This is a genomic window from Spiroplasma endosymbiont of Nephrotoma flavescens, assembly GCF_964030835.1.
In the GTDB taxonomy this organism is placed as follows: Bacteria; Bacillota_I; Bacilli_A; order Mycoplasmatales; family Nriv7; genus Nriv7.
In genome coordinates this window covers 530,105-547,165 of the sequence record NZ_OZ034982.1, presented here as the reverse complement: position 1 = coordinate 547,165, position 17,061 = coordinate 530,105, and the positions used below count along the sequence as shown (strand labels likewise).

Genomic DNA, 17,061 nt, shown 5'->3' with positions numbered 1-17,061 from the left:
TCCTAGTCTTTTTAAAAAAATCAAATCAATAATATTTTAACATGCCAAATTGTAAAGTTAAGTGCAACTAAATTATTTTTCTAACCAAATATTCGATTGGCGAAAGATAATTTAGTATTTTTCTTGGTCTTTGGTTTAAAGACAATATAAATTTATGAACTGCATTTTTAGTAGTGTTTGAAAAATTAAATTTTTTAGGAAATTTTTCTCTAATTAAACCATTAGTATTTTCATTAGTACCTCTTTGTCAAGGTGAATATGCATCAGCAAAATAAATTTTCACATTTAAATTTTTTTCAAGTTGTTGTCAATTAGCAAATTCTTTACCCCTATCAAATGTTATAGTCTTAACAAGATTATTTGGAAGAATTGATAAATAATGACTAATATTTTTGTTAATAACTTTAGTAGTTCTATTTTCAACTAATATTGCTAAAGTAAATCTTGATGTTCTTTCAACTAAAGTTATTAAACATGATTTACTTTTACCTCGTGATGATACTACAGTATCACCTTCTCAATGGCCAAGAGTTATGCGATTATTAACATTTCGTTCTTTAATGGATTTACCATTAAATTTACCCCGATTTTCTTGAGATTTTCGTTTCTTACCTTTTCTTCTTAAATTTTTACTAGTAACCTTTTCAAGTAATCCAGAATAAATTCAATTGTAAATTGTTTTAAAACTAATAATTCATTCTTGATGAAAATTTTTAATTCTGCCATAAATTTGTTCAGGCGATCAACCTAATAATAATTTTTGTTGTACATATTTTACTAATTCTCTATTTTTAAATTTATGAAAATAAACATGTAATTGTTTTCTATTTTCTGCTTTATTTTGTGCAATTAATGAAAAATAATGATTATTATCTTTATTTCTATTAACTTCTCGATTAATACTACTAATACTTCGATTAAGATTTTTAGCTATTTCACTAATTTTTACTTTAAATTTCAATTGATTCTCAATATAAATTCTTTCATCTATGCCAAGATGTTTGTATCCCATATAAAAACTCCTTAAATTTACTTTTTCTAAAATAAACTTAGCATCATGAAATTTTTATATGAAATCTTTTGCAATTTTATTTACTTGCACTTACAAGTATAATTCAGCACATAAAAAAATGTTTTCTTTTTAAAGGATAATATTTACAATATTTTAAGCAGGTTCCAATTGTCTTGTTTTTCGCTTTGTTATTGCTTTTTGCTTATTTTCTTCCTGTAGTTTTTTTAATCGTGCTTGGTTATTTAGCTGTCTTCGAATTTCTTGCTCTTGTTTTAATTTTTCTTCTTCTTGAAACTCTTGATAAAATTTTGCTCGGTTTTCCTTACCTTGTAAAACTTTATCGGTTTGGGGATTATATGTTGAATATGACATTGAAACAGTGTCTTCATCAATATAACTATCAGTAGATTGTTCTAATAATGAAGCAGTGTCTTCTTTAATATGACTATCTGATAGCGGTAATTTAATATTAAATTGACTAGTATTTTCTTTTGCAATAATAGATAACTTGTCTTTTAATTTAATATTAACTGCTAAGAGTTCACTAGTATTTCTATAAATAAATTTATCATTCTCGGTAATATTTCTTGATAGAAAACAACCATGCTGAGTATGTTTTCAGTTAGATTTATTTAATCTTTGTAAGTCTAAGCATTCAAGATCTTTTGAAATTGGGTAATCAATTCGAGTTTTTCTCCATTCACCATCACCAAGGCAGGCTATCGGACTTGGTTTACTGAATTGAAGAAGAGAAAATCTACAATTTTTTACCTGTTTTATCGTTTTACTTGAAAAATTTAACAAATCTAAATATTTTGATTTTTCTAAACAATGACCAGTTGTAATATAAATATTCCTTAATAAGTGGTCATACAAAAAATTAAGTTTTGTACTTCGATTGTATAAAGTCTTAGAATCAAAATATGGATTAGTATCAACTGTTGAATTATTACTAAAATGAATATCAATATTCATTGATTTTTTAAGTTTATTAATTGCTTCACCATTATCACTAACGAATTCATTAACAATGGTTTTAGCAATATCTAAACTTAAATCTTCAATATTTTTAGTTAATGTTTTTATCTCATCATTACTAATATTCCCATTCAATATTGCCTTTTGTGTAATACAAGCAATTGGTTCATAAATACTTTCATTAATAAATTGTAAATAAATTTGTGGTGGTAAATAGTAATCAGTTATTCATTTTTTTAATTCTTTTCAATACTTTTTAATATTAGAATATGATGTTAAGGTCGCGTTTAGTTTTCTTAGGTATTGCTTTGAAGAAGTAAAACAATCAGCTAATTATATTATTTAATTACTAAACTAACCCTACCTTTCTTGTTATTGTCATTTTTATTCGTTATCATTCTATCATATTATTGAATTTTTACACAATAAAAATTATTAATATTATTAAATTTTCACTAATATATATTAATTTTATATTTTTAATTACTTAAATCTATTATATTTATTTGTTACAGCATTACCTTTATAGTTAATTCAACTATCATCATTTTTATTATTATATTTATTTCATAATGAATTTTTATATATTTCTTTTCTGATTTCTATTTCTGAATTAATATTTTCATTAATATAATGTAATACATTTAATTTGTTTAAATTTGCCATTCTTAAATGTAATAAGTTATTTAAATTCTTATGATTATATATTTTTGCTCCATATCCTAATTGTTGTTTTACTAAATGCGATACATCACTTTCAATGCTACAACCGATATTTCATTCTAAATTTTGATTATGAATGCCGTGCTTATTATTACTGAAATAATTACTCGCCCTCCTTAAATTTGTTTTAATATCTTTATTTAATTCATTTTTAGCGACATTACGAATGTTTTTTATCAATTCTTGATGATTTCCATTTTTATATAATTCAATTCAACTATTTAGTGTTACTTTGCGATTTTCAAAAATAATATTAAATGCCGTTTGTTTGAATTTTTTAATAGCGTGATACCCATCTAAAATATATCTAACATTACCAAAACTATTCGCAATTTCTCTAATTCAAGTAGCGCCATCACCACAAACAATTATTTTGTCATAATTAATATTCACATAATGTTTTTGTAATTCTCTAATTAATAAGTCACGATAATCCATCGTATTTATTCGTTTACCAACTTTTAACATTAGAAAATGACCTCTCTTGTTTTCTAACTCCCTACGAACATTTTTGTAATTTTTTTTATGTCCGGTATGAAAAGTAACTAAACGAATTCTTTGGTCTTGTTTAACTTTCTGATCTAATGTCGCTAAAAATGTCTCATCTAATTGAATATATAAATCCTTATTTTTAACATCAATTCTAGTTTTAGTTTCTTTTTCTGCTAGTTGAAAATATTCGACAATATCGTATTTATTTAAAATGCTTGAAATACTAGCTTTTGAAATATAACAATGATTTAGAGCATCTAAGACATCACGATAGCGTTTACCATCGCCCAAAAGACTTAAAACTTTAAATTGAACATCAAAATAAATGCGTTGTTTGGACAATAAACCAATTTCTTTATCTAACAAACATACATATTCAAATTTATCTGATTTTTGATTTCAATATTTATATCGGCGTCGTTTAAAAGTAATATTACCAAAAATTGTAATAATTGTTCTTGATGCAAAATGAACTACTTTATAGCCTTGTTTTAAGCGATAATAATATTTATATAAGTATTCATCTAATTTTTCATATTCGTTGGCTAATTGTTCACATTTATTGGTGTAAATATTTTTATGTGTTGCGAATAAACTAAATCAATGCTTATTTTCTAAGGTTTTTACATTATTATTAATTTTTAACATAATAAATTACCTTTCTTGATAGTAATTTTAATAAAGTTTAGTTAGCTTATTTTTCTTCTTTAATGATAAATGTTTTTAGAACTAGTATTTAATATGCTGAAAAAATAATATAAATTCTTATTTAATGATATATAATTAAATTCCAAGATAAAGAAATTGCAGATTAAAATTTGGAGAAAGGTTGTTGTTTTTTTGGTAAATTTTATTAGTTAGTAAAAATTCATGAAAAGGAAGTTAATTAATATGAAAAAATTACTCGCTATGTTAATAACAATTACGAGTTTATCTAGCATAACACCAATAGTCTTAGCAAATGCCTCAGCGGAAATTCCAGAAAATAAAATAGTAAATGCCAAATTGTAAAGTTAAGTGCAACTAAATTATTTTTCTAACCAAATATTCGATTGGCGAAAGATAATTTAGTATTTTTCTTGGTCTTTGGTTTAAAGACAATATAAATTTATGAACTGCATTTTTAGTAGTGTTTGAAAAATTAAATTTTTTAGGAAATTTTTCTCTAATTAAACCATTAGTATTTTCATTAGTACCTCTTTGTCAAGGTGAATATGCATCAGCAAAATAAATTTTCACATTTAAATTTTTTTCAAGTTGTTGTCAATTAGCAAATTCTTTACCCCTATCAAATGTTATAGTCTTAACAAGATTATTTGGAAGAATTGATAAATAATGACTAATATTTTTGTTAATAACTTTAGTAGTTCTATTTTCAACTAATATTGCTAAAGTAAATCTTGATGTTCTTTCAACTAAAGTTATTAAACATGATTTACTTTTACCTCATGATGATACTACAGTATCACCTTCTCAATGGCCAAGAGTTATGCGATTATTAACATTTCGTTCTTTAATGGATTTACCATTAAATTTACCCCGATTTTCTTGAGATTTTCGTTTCTTACCTTTTCTTCTTAAATTTTTACTAGTAACCTTTTCAAGTAATCCAGAATAAATTCAATTGTAAATTGTTTTAAAACTAATAATTCATTCTTGATGAAAATTTTTAATTCTGCCATAAATTTGTTCAGGCGATCAACCTAATAATAATTTTTGTTGTACATATTTTACTAATTCTCTATTTTTAAATTTATGAAAATAAACATGTAATTGTTTTCTATTTTCTGCTTTATTTTGTGCAATTAATGAAAAATAATGATTATTATCTTTATTTCTATTAACTTCTCGATTATATAGTACTAATACTTCGATTAAGATTTTTAGCTATTTCACTAATTTTTACTTTAAATTTCAATTGATTCTCAATATAAATTCTTTCATCTATGCCAAGATGTTTGTATCCCATATAAAAACTCCTTAAATTTACTTTTTCTAAAATAAACTTAGCATCATGAAATTTTTATATGAAATCTTTTGCAATTTTATTTACTTGCACTTACAAGTATAATTCAGCAAATAAAGAAATTAATTCTTTGCAAACAAATAATTTAGAAGTTTTAAATAGAATTAAAAGACAAAATGAAAACAACAATAGAAGAATTTTAAGAATTGATGAAGAATTAATTATTGATGAAAACAATCGTATATCTTATATAGATAGCTGTGCTAGAATTTTTGTAAGTTTAAGAGATAATCGCATATTAAGACCTGCAATTAATTTTAGTCCCGCTAATACAACAAATTATGAATCATTAGATAATATTTTATTTGTAATAACTCCAGAAGAATCTAGACAATATGATTATTTAATAATTCCAGTAATTGTTGTACAAAGTAATGGAAATAATAGAGATTTAGAATTAGTTTTTAGAACTAGTGATTTTTATCTTGAAGGATTTATTCTACAAAATAATTATTATCATTTTTCAGATTCACATATCACAGAAATAAATAATATTAATTCTACTGATTTACAACTTGATTCTGCTTATAGAAGTATTTTACCAGAAGAAGATCAAAATATTCATTGACAACAAATCTTTAATTCTTTTAATACATTAACTGAAATGGGCACAAATAATCAAGCATTAAATAATATTTTATCTGCATCTTTAGCAAATGTTATTTTAGTTACAGCAGAAGCAATGAGATTTAGATACATATTTAATTTAATTAGAGATAATTTAATTAATAATGATAATTATATTACTTGAGGAAGAAGTAGAAACAATGACATTTATAATACTGTAGTAAAATGAAGAAAAACAAGCAGAAATACTATTAGCGATATTAATTTAAATATTTTTTCTATAAATTATAAAGATAATGAAGATATGTGAAATCAAGGAGCATTCACAAGAGAATTACAAAAACGTTTAGATAAAACTTCAATAGAATCAATTAAAGAAATGATATCAAATACTAATATTAGAATATTACTTTATGCTATATTAAAAGATTTAATAATAAAAAAATCATGTGATCCAAGTAGTTCAAAATCAAGAAAATCAAGAGATTTAAAAGATGATGTTTGAACTGAAAAATTTTGTTCTTTAAATCCACAAGTTTCAAAAATTACTGGAGATATAAAATTAATAAAAATTATAAATGAAAATACTGAAAATGATAATCTAGAAGAAGCATACATATATGTTTTAACAACCGAAAGTTTATATTTAATTTATAATAATGAAGTTTATAAATTAAATAATTTTAATCAAAAAATAGATGATTTTTGATTAGATGATAAACGGAAGGCTTTTATTAAATCTAATGATTTAGAATATCCCGTAAATTTCTATAAATTAGAAAATACAATATTTTTAACAATTATAAAAAATTTAAATGAAATTATTACAAATTCTAATTTAGGGGCCTTAAATGACAACAATAATCAAACAATTATTAATGCAGTTAAAACAAAAAATAATTTAGCAAATTTAACATATACTATTAGAAATAAAACAAATAATTCAGCTGAAATTTGAATTGATAGTGATAATGATTATTATCAAAAATGAAGTTGAGAAAAAGTTTATTTTACAATTAAACAAAATTTATTGACTGATTTTAAATCATGTATAGATCCAGTTAATGATAGTAATGATGAAACAATTTTAGCAGCTGTTAAAGCCAAAAATCCTAACTTAGATACATCACAAGTTTATGTTAAACAAAAAGTAATAAATGGTCGATTAGAACTTGGTGTAAAAAGCACTTCAAATAAATATAACACCACTAGTGGTGGTCACTGTGATAACTTTACAGTTAGACAAAATATTTCTAATATAATTACAAATACACAACTAGGATCTTTAAATAATAATAACAAAGATACAATTTTAAATGCGGTTAAAACTAAAAACCCTAACTTAGATACAAGTCAAGTTGGTGTTAGCCGAATTACAGATACATCTGCTGATATTGATGGGTCAACATACTATAATTCAAATAAATATCAAGGTTATAAAACAGTTTATTTTACAAATAAAAAATGTTCTTTTAAAGAAATATTTTTAACACCTGTTTGAGATAATTGATACAGATTAATTCCATTATATGATGCTTATCATGCGATAGAATGTATTTAATTATTAACAAAAAAATATTGTAAATATTACATAATCAATCACTTTAATTGCAACAAGTTTAACAAGTTTAACAAGTTTAATTTCTAAAAATATTCAAACCAGTAATTTTAGTTACTCGATTACTGGTTTTTATTTTGACAAAATAAAAAAGAGAGAAAATGAAAAAGTTGCTTAGTTGTTTAAGAATTGCGTCATATTAAAAAACTATTTCTTTTTAATTATGTTGAAAATTAAGTTCTAATCAATTATAAAAATTCCGTGTTTTAATTATTTTACCTTTGATATTTGTTACTTTTAAGTTGCCTTTTCTTCCAAGATTATCAGTTTTTAATGTGCTAACTCCTTCTTCATCTAAATGAATATAACTATTTTTCATAGCTAATGTATTTTTAAAATCAATTGGTAATTTATTTAATCCGATTTCATTTTTATCAAATTCACTTAAAGCTATACTAAAATTTTGTCTAAAACCGTCTCACATTCAATTAATTTTTGCTTTTGATAAAGTAAATTCGTATGTTTCATTATCAACTTGTAATATTGTTTTGTTTTCCTTTTTAGAACACCCAACTATTGGCAATGTAATTACTCCCAAAAGAGCTATTATATTTAAAATTTTCATAAATTTAACTCCTTTATTTTGTTTTTTCAATATATATATATATATAATTATACAAAAATTCTTAATATCATTAGAAAAATGGCAAAACCGATTAAAAATTGAAAGGTATAATAAAAGGCTGATACTGTTTTAAAAACTGGAAAAATGGCGGTTGAAAAGTTAACTGTTGCTTTTGCAATAATTGCTAATGGCCGTAAAATGGTAATGATTTGTGATGCTGTCAATATTCAGTTAATCATTTTAATACCAGCATTCTGAATGGCACAACTAATATCATTAAAGGTTGGTATTCATCTTCCAGAATATTTGCAATTTGGTTGTGGAATTAGGTCATCCCATTCTGAATTGGTGGAACCATCAGGGATAAATGCTGTTGAATTAAGTACATTAAAATCATAAATTTTAAAATTATAGTTAGAGGTATTACTTTTGTGATAAAGAGGAAAGGTTAAGGTAAAAATATTAATACCGTAACGAATATCAATATCGGTGTTGAGATAATTAATACTGTTAACAGCCTTGTCGGTTTGCAAGGCGATTAGTTTATTATCATAAGATTTAAGGACATTAAATTCAATTTGATAGATACTGTTATTACTTTTAATAGCATTAAAATTTTCTTGGTGCGTTTTTTTATCAAAAGTAAAAAAATAACTTCTTAGTAATAATTCCGAATTACCAGTAACATTGATTAAATATTTTTTGGGATAAAAGGTAATTAACGAACGATAAAAGAAACCGATTTGAATAAAGTAATCTTTGTTGTAATTATCTACTCCCTTAAAATCAATTTCGGTATGAGTTTTTTCACCCATATCAAAAGTAGCATAAAATAAACTGGCAAAGAAGTTACCAAGAATTTCATAGATTTCATCAAAAATATCTTTGTAATCGCTATTATTAATATTAGGAATGTTGTTTTTAAAATAAAGGTAAATGTCATTCCTTAATTCGGGGTCATAGCGTAAAAAACTAAATTTAACATTGAGATAATTTAGAGTTCCAAAAAGATGCTTAATTAAATAATAATCGTTAGCATTTTCGGTATCATATTTTCAGATTTCATTTTCACCGTGCAATAATTGTAAAAAGTCATTACCTGCGATTAAGGTTTTGTTAAATGCCTTAATTTTCAAAATATTATCATTTACTACATTTTTATCACTAGAAGTCTTATGATAAAAATAGCTTTCGTTTTCAAAACCATGATTTTTAATCGCAAATTCTTTGTAATAACCTTTTTCTAAAGTGTCAATGAAATTAAATACTGGCGTTCAATAGAGATAAGAGTAATTAAATTTATCAAAATCACCGCGGTGAATCATTAAATAATCAAGGTTATCAATAACATCACTGTATTTGTGGTTGCCGTCAAAATTAGTGGTTGTTGTGGGTAATTCAATATCAGTAGTTTTTTTATATTGAAAATTAAGTTCTAATCAATTATAAAAATTCCGTGTTTTAATTATTTTACCTTTGATATTTGTTACTTTTAAGTTGCCTTTTCTTCCAAGATTATCAGTTTTTAATGTGCTAACTCCTTCTTCATCTAAATGAATATAACTATTTTTCATAGCTAATGTATTTTTAAAATCAATTGGTAATTTATTTAATCCGATTTCATTTTTATCAAATTCACTTAAAGCTATACTAAAATTTTGTCTAAAACCGTCTCACATTCAATTAATTTTTGCTTTTGATAAAGTAAATTCGTATGTTTCATTACTTTGTCTTTTGTTTCTAATTAGTGATTGTGTTGTTATTTCATCATTGTTAATGTTTTGCGGAAGGGTAAAAATGTTATTGAAACTAATAATTATCACGGTAAATATTTTCATAAACATTTTTATCACTCCTTTTTAAAATATTTTATTTTTCATTATTATTTTAGTTTTAATCTTTTTTAATATAAAACGAATTAAACAGTTTACTATTTCTGTTATGGTTACTCATACTAAGGAATAACCTATAATCATTAACTTACCAATTGCTCCAAAATTTTTAATAAATTGTTGCAAATTTTCAATATCTGTATGTAACAATAAAAGTATACTTAAAGATATGAATATAATGTAATTAATTATTATTCATCAATATCTTTTTAAAAAATTAATTAACTTGTTTAGTTTCATTTTTTAAGGCTCTTTTTGCTTTAACTTTCTGAATAATCAAGCGGATTAATTTTTCAAATTTAATTGCAAAATATATTGCTCCGCCTCATCAAAAAACAAATATTCCTGCCAGCATAATACCACTATTAAATTTGCCAAAGAAACCAACCATTTCTTTATTCATAAAATTATTAAATTCATCACTTGTTCCAGTTATTCATTTAGTATCGATTGCTGTTAATGCACAAATTAATAAGCTTATAAAGATAAAAATGATACTCAATGCTATTTTTAACCATTGCTTTTTAAAAGAATTTTTAATTCTTATTTTTAATAGCAATTTTTCTTTTGAATTATCTTTTTTAAATAATTTGCCTAAAAGTTTTTTCATTTTTATTTTCCTTTCATATTTTTTATCGTCCTTTAATCACAATAAATAAAGCAATAAGTACACAAGTGACACCAAGAATGGTAAAAATTGGGTGTTGCGAAAATGTCCGAGCCATTGGTTTAAATAGTTCTAAAATTGTTAAATTGCTAGTAATAAATTTTTGGAAATTGGCAAGCCCCTCGCTAATATAGTTCGTTAAAGTTTCAAAATGACTACCAGCCAATAATCCAAGAACAGTTATTAAGATAAAAATAATAATTAGTTTAAACATTGTTAGTTACCTTGTTTTATTTTTTTATTTTTTTGTTTTCAATTAATTTTATTTGGATTTATTGGTTGTATTTGTTTTTTAACTTTTCCTCACGCACTTAAACGACTACTATTTTTAATGGCATATTGGCGTTGTTTTTCTAAATTAACTTGTTGACTACCAAAACCTAGAATAATTGCCATAAGAAATTCTACAGCCAGCGTTAAGAATAAAGGAAATATTAGTTGAATATTCGTTCCTGGCACCTCTAAACTTCAAATTAAGTCAAAAACTTTATAAAGCATTTGAGCTAGAAAGTCGGCCATTTTTGCGAGATTTTCCATTTTTTATTATTCCTTTTCTTTCATTTTTCTTAAAAATTTGCTAAATTTATCCATTTTTAAATATTCTAAGTCTTCTAAATCAATTGCTGTGTCAGTATAGTATTTATCTTCATAGTCAGGATTTACTTTTGAATTTAAGTAATCTCTTAAAAATGCTAGGTAAAAAGAATTGTAAGTGTTAAGTATTGGTAGAGGAATTTTTAGTTTAAAAAAATAAATATCAAGTTCAGGAATATCGCGATATTTAATGCGACGACCCTTTTTATTATTTTTAGCATCAATTAAGGTGTTTCGTCAGCGTTCATATTCTTCAATACTAGTAAAGGTCCCATAGATGACTTTTAAGTAGGGGCGAAAAATATTAACGGGTTTTTTACGAATTCCCACAATTACATTATTGGCAATATCACGAACTTTAACTCAAATATGTTTATCTCTTTGACCGCTAGCCAGCACAATATGACCGAAATGGCGTGCCAGAGCGAAATATTCTTGAATACCGGTTTCTTCGTTTTTGGTATTATTTTTTTCTCAATCTGTTCCTTCTAAAAATAAATTGGTTTCATCTCATAGAAGTAAGGTCTTATCTGGCAATACCGGATAATCAAAGTCTAATAATCCCATATGTCCTAAACTTAATTTTTGGGTTTCTAGTAATGGGAAGGTTGATGCGATATGATATTTCTTCTTTTTTAGTAATTTTGAGGCGTATACTAGAAAAGCAGTTTTTCCAGTTCCTAATGAACCAATCACAATATTTAATGGTGAATTTTTTAAGAAATTAATAACTTTGTTAATTTGTGTTAAATTACTAATTTTGAAAAGGAAAATTAAAATACAACCTGCTAAAAATAAATAGCTCACAATGTTTTTAAAATAACCGTTGTAAATATATCAAATTGCTCCTCAATGTCATAAAATTAAAAATGAGGTGCGATTTAATTCAATAAAATGGTTATTTTTTTCTATTATTCATTTGCAAAATTTCATCTTGCACCTCACTTTATTTTTTTATTAGCGGACTGCTCCAAGTAATTTTTCAAACATTTTAAAGCAAATAAAGAATATTGCCAAAATAAATGGAAAAATAAATATTCAGTAATCAGCAAAGAAGTTACCGACTTGTGGCATATTAACAGCAATAATTTCTCACATTTTAGTAAACGCTGTTATAATTGCATTTCATAATTTAGTCATCGCATCGCTAGCTGTTATTTTTGCTGGTGCCTCAGCTAAGAAAGTTCCAATCATATAATCACCCCCTTTCTTTAATGTAACTTCTTGACATTAATTTTGTTTCTATCTAAATACTGATATGGTTTTCCAAAGTAGCATTAGCATAAATCACACCATAATTGCTGTTAAGAATCAAAAATCAATGTTTGCTATTAAAAGTCAAAGTGTTTCTTTGGTTAAATCAATTTCTTTACCACCACTAATATGAGTCGGGATAGTTGTGATTTGAATAAATAAATCTCAGAAAGTTTGTTTAATTTGTTCTCAATTAAATTCTTTTAAGTTTATTGTCATTTTTTATTTCCCAAAAATCATTTTTATTGGTAAATACATAATTGAAATTAAGGCGACAATAAAAGTAATGATAATAATTAATCCGGCAATAAATGCAACTTGTGCAGGCATTTTTTCTATCGGAACAAACAGTTTTAAGAACTCCATAATAATTTCTCAAAACATTATTTTTTATGCTCGTTATTTTCTTTTGAATTAGGAGCTTTAACTCATTCTTCAAAGCGAGCAATAAATACTTTCTCGTCTTTTGTGAAATTACCAGTATTATTTTTAATGGCATTTTTATATTTAATTCGCATTTTTATTTTGGCATAAATTTTATAAGCAAAATATGCCGACAGCATTATGCTGATAATAATAAATATTAGTCCAATTGCAATATTCATTTTTAAACTCCTTTAAAATAGTTATAATTCATATCTTTTTTATTGTTTTCTTTTTCAGCAATGAAGAAACTTAATAATTCTTGGCCTTTAATTAACTTGGTTTCTTGTTCTTGTTGATTAATTGAAATTACTTGATATTTACTATCTTTTATTATTCCAATGCAAATTGAATTTTCGTATTTTCCTTTATAAACAAATCGCTTTGGAAACCAAATGCCGATTTGTTCATTAAATCATGGAATTTTTGGCGCTTTAATAAGCATTGCGTTTTGTGTTTCTTTTAAGAGATATTTTTTAGTATTTAAGAAAATGTTTTCAATGTTTTTCATAGTAAATTACCTTTCGTATGAATAAACTAAGTTATATTAACTAAGTTGTTAGTTAACTTAGTTTTTTAAACACTTATATATCGCAGATTTAAGTGTTTAACAAGCTTTGTTAGTAAATTTTGTTTTTTATTAGATAAAGATTTTAATAATTTTAAACTTAGCATATCCCCTATATAGAAATTTCTACACTTTAACATCCGCATCCTACCCTTGGAACTAATTTAATAGCGTGTATATTTTTAGGAAATCCACCCATTCATTTTTTTATTGCAAAACGAAACAAATTGCTATAGCTAATAGGATGTTATCTATTAACTGGTAAACTTCTTTTGGTTATGGCGACCACCCACAATTTATCGTGCTTTAATACATACCAACATTATTAATTCACTTGTATTTAATTTTCAAAGAACAAATTTTTAACACCTTATAAAATAAAAAGACAATCATTGCTGACTGCCTTAATACTTATTCAAATCTTTACCCACCTAACAAAACTTTATGCGCCCTGTTGTAATGATTCTTCTTTTATTTCTTTATTAATAACTGCTACTTCTTTGCTTACTAAATAATTTTTAACTAAACTTTTAATTTCATTATTAGAAGGAATTAAAGGACCAGAAATACTTTCAATATTACTATGTGGCGTACTATCTTTTCTGACAACATTTTTTCTAATTGCTTCATTTAAACCAGATGCTTCTAAAAAATCGCTGAATTATACTTGTAAGTGCAAGTAAATAAAATTGCAAAAGATTTCATATAAAAATTTCATGATGCTAAGTTTATTTTAGAAAAAGTAAATTTAAGGAGTTTTTATATGGGATACAAACATCTTGGCATAAATGAAAGAATTTATATTGAGAATCAATTGAAATTTAAAGTAAAAATTAGTGAAATAGCTAAAAATCTTAATCGAAGTATTAGTACTATTAATCGAGAAGTTAATAGAAATAAAGATAATAATCATTATTTTTCATTAATTGCACAAAATAAAGCAGAAAATAGAAAACAATTACATGTTTATTTTCATAAATTTAAAAATAGAGAATTAGTAAAATATGTACAACAAAAATTATTATTAGATTGATCGCCTGAACAAATTTATGGCAGAATTAAAAATTTTCATCAAGAATGAATTATTAGTTTTAAAACAATTTACAATTGAATTTATTCTGGATTACTTGAAAAGGTTACTAGTAAAAATTTAAGAAGAAAAGGTAAGAAACGAAAATCTCAAGAAAATCGGGGTAAATTTAATGGTAAATCCATTAAAGAACGAAATGTTAATAATCGCATAACTCTTGGCCATTGAGAAGGTGATACTGTAGTATCATCACGAGGTAAAAGTAAATCATGTTTAATAACTTTAGTTGAAAGAACATCAAGATTTACTTTAACAATATTAGTTGAAAATAGAACTACTAAAGTTATTAACAAAAATATTAGTCATTATTTATCAATTCTTCCAAATAATCTTGTTAAGACTATAACATTTGATAGGGGTAAAGAATTTACTAATTGACAACAACTTGAAAAAAATTTAAATGTGAAAATTTATTTTGCTGATACATATTCACCTTGACAAAGAGGTACTAATGAAAATACTAATGGTTTAATTAGAGAAAAATTTCCTAAAAAATTTAATTTTTCAAACACTACTAAAAATGCAGTTCATAAATTTATATTGTCTTTAAACCAAAGACCAAGAAAAATACTAAATTATCTTTCACCAATCGAATATTTGGTTAGAAAAATAATTTAGTTGCACTTAACTTTACAATTTGGCAAAAAAAGAAGTTAAGAAAAATCATTTTTATTGAAAGTTTGAGAAATATTTTATAATTAAATTCCAAATTAAAAAGATTAACAGACTGAAATTTGGTGAGAGAAGTGTTGATAGTTTAATTTGCTTTTGATTAATTTAAATATCTTTGCATACATATAATGTCAATTATATTAATAAAAAATAAAAATGAGGGTAAAAAATTGAAAAAATTATTTAGTTTATTAGGAGTAATAATTTTAAGCGTAACTATTTTAAGTATTGTTGTTTCTTGCAATAATGACAATAAATCAAAAGAAATTGAAAAAGGAATTTATAGTATTAGTTCAATTGAATCACCAACAAAGATTATTGCTAAAAATCCTTTCAAAGTTGATTTAACTGAAGTAAAAAATGCATTAAAACCATAAGTTTTTAAAGAACTTACAAAAATTAATAATGCTTTAACTGAAAATGATTTTGATATCGGAGTTTGAATTTTTGTAAATGATAAGATTATTACACAACCTTATGATTTAACAACTTCAAAATTTGCAAAAATTAGAATTATTGGATACAGAAAAATAAATGGTATATTAACTAATTTAATACCAGTTAATTTACCAATTGCAACAACTAGTTAATTAATTTATAAAAATATATTGTGATTTCTTAATGAACGATAGGTAGGGTAAATTCTCTGCGGTTTTATTTTTGTGGTATAATTATTTCTGATTTGAAAAAAATAATAGTTTTAATAAAACTATTTAGAGGTGGTAGTAATGAGATTTCAAGATATTGGTTTAAGTAATGAAGTGTTAGCAACAATTGATTCATTAAAATTTGTTGCTCCAACAAATATTCAAAAGAAAATGTTGCCTTTAATGGTTAAGGGACAAAATGTTATTGTTAGTGCCAATACAGGAACTGGGAAAACTGTTGGTTATTTATTAGCAATTTTAAGTAAAATTAATCCAACGATTAACAAGACGCAAGCAATTATAATTGTACCAACAAGAGAGTTAGCGGTGCAAATATATAATGTTAGTCAAAAATTTATTAAAAATAATCCTAATTTGAAAATTGCTAATTTAATTGGTGGTCAAGATTTAGAGCAACAAAAGCAAAAGTTTAATACTAATTATCCGCATTTAGTTATTGGAACACCAACAAGATTAAAGCGAATGATTGATGAACAAGCGTTAGCTTTAACTACTAGTAAGATGGTTGTTTTGGATGAAGTGGATATGGTTTTTGATTTAGATTTTGTTAATGAAATAGATTTTTTATTATCGAAACTTGCTTCAAATACACAATTTATGGTATTTTCAGCAACTATTAATAATGAATTACAAAATTTTTTAAAGAAATATTTAAAAAATACGACAATTTTTGATTTAAGTGATTATAAAATTCAAACAAATATTGAACATTTTTTAGTTAAAACCCGATATCGTAATCGGATTGAAATTTTGAAAAATCTTTTAACAACAGTTGATCCATTTTTATGTTTAATTTTTGTTAATAAAAAAGAAGATATGGACCAAGTTCTTGATTTGTTACAAGAACAAAATATTAAAGTCGGACAAATTCATAGTAGTTTAAAATCGCGTGAACGCATTAAAATGCTAAAACGAATTAATAATCTTGAATTTAAATTTGTTGTTTGCTCTGATATTGCTTCAAGAGGTATTGATTTACCAGGAGTTTCACATATTATTTCATTAAATTTACCGTATGATTTAACATATTATTTTCATCGTGCAGGAAGAACAGGGAGAGGAAAATATCATGGATATTCTTATTTATTTTATGATTCGTCAGATGAAGAGGGAATTGCATATTTAACTAAAAAGGGAATTAATTTTACATTATGAAATGAAAAAGTTAAGAAACCAACAAAGAGAAGGGGTCACGTTTAGTTTTCTTAGGTATTGCTTTGAAGAAGTAAAACAATCAGCTAATTATATATTA

At 24.4% G+C, this 17,061-nt stretch carries 20 protein-coding genes; 4 read left to right on the top strand and 16 right to left on the bottom strand.

What is annotated here, in order from left to right; genetic code table 4:
* Positions 1–67 precede the first annotated feature (67 nt).
* The 5 genes from AAHN02_RS03265 to AAHN02_RS03245 all read right to left on the bottom strand — a co-directional run bounded on the left by AAHN02_RS03265 (position 68) and on the right by AAHN02_RS03245 (position 5,174).
* Positions 68–1,012: an IS30 family transposase gene (locus AAHN02_RS03265; RefSeq protein ID WP_342278168.1), complete on the bottom strand. Its 945-nt coding sequence runs from the start codon at positions 1,010–1,012 to the stop codon at positions 68–70.
* A 153-nt stretch (positions 1,013–1,165) separates the two neighbouring features.
* On the bottom strand, positions 1,166–2,125 hold the full coding sequence (locus AAHN02_RS03260) for a hypothetical protein (RefSeq protein WP_342278167.1): 960 nt from the start codon (positions 2,123–2,125) through the stop codon (positions 1,166–1,168).
* 348 nt (positions 2,126–2,473) lie between these two features.
* Positions 2,474–3,853, bottom strand: a complete 1,380-nt coding sequence (locus AAHN02_RS03255; protein ID WP_342278166.1) for an Mbov_0401 family ICE element transposase-like protein — start codon at positions 3,851–3,853, stop codon at positions 2,474–2,476.
* Positions 3,854–4,228: 375 nt separating this feature from the next.
* Positions 4,229–5,011, bottom strand: a complete 783-nt coding sequence (locus tag AAHN02_RS03250; RefSeq protein ID WP_342278183.1) for an IS30 family transposase — start codon at positions 5,009–5,011, stop codon at positions 4,229–4,231.
* 46 nt (positions 5,012–5,057) lie between these two features.
* Entirely contained in the window at positions 5,058–5,174 is a 117-nt protein-coding gene (locus tag AAHN02_RS03245; RefSeq protein ID WP_342277884.1) for a helix-turn-helix domain-containing protein, read from the bottom strand.
* Between the two features lie 58 nt (positions 5,175–5,232).
* Between AAHN02_RS03245 and AAHN02_RS03240 the strand changes: the two genes are divergently transcribed.
* Entirely contained in the window at positions 5,233–7,359 is a 2,127-nt protein-coding gene (locus AAHN02_RS03240; protein ID WP_342278165.1) for a ribosome-inactivating family protein, read from the top strand.
* A 214-nt stretch (positions 7,360–7,573) separates the two neighbouring features.
* Here AAHN02_RS03240 and AAHN02_RS03235 read toward each other — a convergent pair whose 3' ends face one another.
* From AAHN02_RS03235 to AAHN02_RS03185, 11 genes are all read right to left on the bottom strand, one after another.
* Positions 7,574–7,981 (bottom strand): hypothetical protein, encoded by a 408-nt coding sequence (locus AAHN02_RS03235; RefSeq protein ID WP_342278164.1) that lies wholly within the window; start codon positions 7,979–7,981, stop codon positions 7,574–7,576.
* Between the two features lie 47 nt (positions 7,982–8,028).
* The gene (locus AAHN02_RS03230; RefSeq protein ID WP_342278163.1) at positions 8,029–9,819 is read right to left on the bottom strand and encodes a hypothetical protein; all 1,791 of its coding nucleotides are present in this window, start codon (positions 9,817–9,819) and stop codon (positions 8,029–8,031) included.
* 271 nt (positions 9,820–10,090) lie between these two features.
* The gene (locus AAHN02_RS03225; protein WP_338967508.1) at positions 10,091–10,483 is read right to left on the bottom strand and encodes a hypothetical protein; all 393 of its coding nucleotides are present in this window, start codon (positions 10,481–10,483) and stop codon (positions 10,091–10,093) included.
* Positions 10,484–10,505: 22 nt separating this feature from the next.
* Positions 10,506–10,754 (bottom strand): hypothetical protein, encoded by a 249-nt coding sequence (locus AAHN02_RS03220; RefSeq protein ID WP_215826579.1) that lies wholly within the window; start codon positions 10,752–10,754, stop codon positions 10,506–10,508.
* A gap of 2 nt (positions 10,755–10,756) precedes the next feature.
* A complete protein-coding gene (locus AAHN02_RS03215; RefSeq protein ID WP_338967507.1) occupies positions 10,757–11,077 on the bottom strand; it encodes a hypothetical protein in 321 nt (106 codons plus the stop codon).
* 6 nt (positions 11,078–11,083) lie between these two features.
* Positions 11,084–12,067 carry a hypothetical protein gene (locus AAHN02_RS03210; RefSeq protein ID WP_342278162.1) on the bottom strand — a complete coding sequence of 328 codons (984 nt, stop codon included), beginning with the start codon at positions 12,065–12,067 and terminating at the stop codon, positions 11,084–11,086.
* Between the two features lie 24 nt (positions 12,068–12,091).
* Complete coding sequence (locus tag AAHN02_RS03205) at positions 12,092–12,328, bottom strand: hypothetical protein (protein WP_342278161.1); 237 nt, start codon at positions 12,326–12,328, stop codon at positions 12,092–12,094.
* 48 nt (positions 12,329–12,376) lie between these two features.
* Positions 12,377–12,607: a hypothetical protein gene (locus AAHN02_RS03200; RefSeq protein ID WP_342278160.1), complete on the bottom strand. Its 231-nt coding sequence runs from the start codon at positions 12,605–12,607 to the stop codon at positions 12,377–12,379.
* A 3-nt stretch (positions 12,608–12,610) separates the two neighbouring features.
* Positions 12,611–12,772 carry a hypothetical protein gene (locus AAHN02_RS03195; RefSeq protein ID WP_342278159.1) on the bottom strand — a complete coding sequence of 54 codons (162 nt, stop codon included), beginning with the start codon at positions 12,770–12,772 and terminating at the stop codon, positions 12,611–12,613.
* Positions 12,772–12,993, bottom strand: a complete 222-nt coding sequence (locus AAHN02_RS03190) for a hypothetical protein (protein WP_342278158.1) — start codon at positions 12,991–12,993, stop codon at positions 12,772–12,774. The genes AAHN02_RS03195 and AAHN02_RS03190 overlap by 1 nt, the downstream gene beginning before the upstream one ends.
* A 2-nt stretch (positions 12,994–12,995) precedes the next feature.
* The gene (locus tag AAHN02_RS03185; protein ID WP_342278157.1) at positions 12,996–13,322 is read right to left on the bottom strand and encodes a hypothetical protein; all 327 of its coding nucleotides are present in this window, start codon (positions 13,320–13,322) and stop codon (positions 12,996–12,998) included.
* A gap of 820 nt (positions 13,323–14,142) precedes the next feature.
* On the opposite strand from AAHN02_RS03185, the gene AAHN02_RS03180 reads away from it, so the two are divergent.
* The 3 genes from AAHN02_RS03180 to AAHN02_RS03170 all read left to right on the top strand — a co-directional run bounded on the left by AAHN02_RS03180 (position 14,143) and on the right by AAHN02_RS03170 (position 17,009).
* Positions 14,143–15,087, top strand: coding sequence for an IS30 family transposase (locus tag AAHN02_RS03180; RefSeq protein ID WP_342278156.1), 945 nt, complete (start codon positions 14,143–14,145; stop codon positions 15,085–15,087).
* 182 nt (positions 15,088–15,269) lie between these two features.
* A complete protein-coding gene (locus AAHN02_RS03175; RefSeq protein ID WP_342278155.1) occupies positions 15,270–15,518 on the top strand; it encodes a Vmc-like lipoprotein signal peptide domain-containing protein in 249 nt (82 codons plus the stop codon).
* Positions 15,519–15,869: 351 nt separating this feature from the next.
* Entirely contained in the window at positions 15,870–17,009 is a 1,140-nt protein-coding gene (locus AAHN02_RS03170; RefSeq protein ID WP_342278154.1) for a DEAD/DEAH box helicase, read from the top strand.
* Positions 17,010–17,061 lie beyond the last annotated feature (52 nt).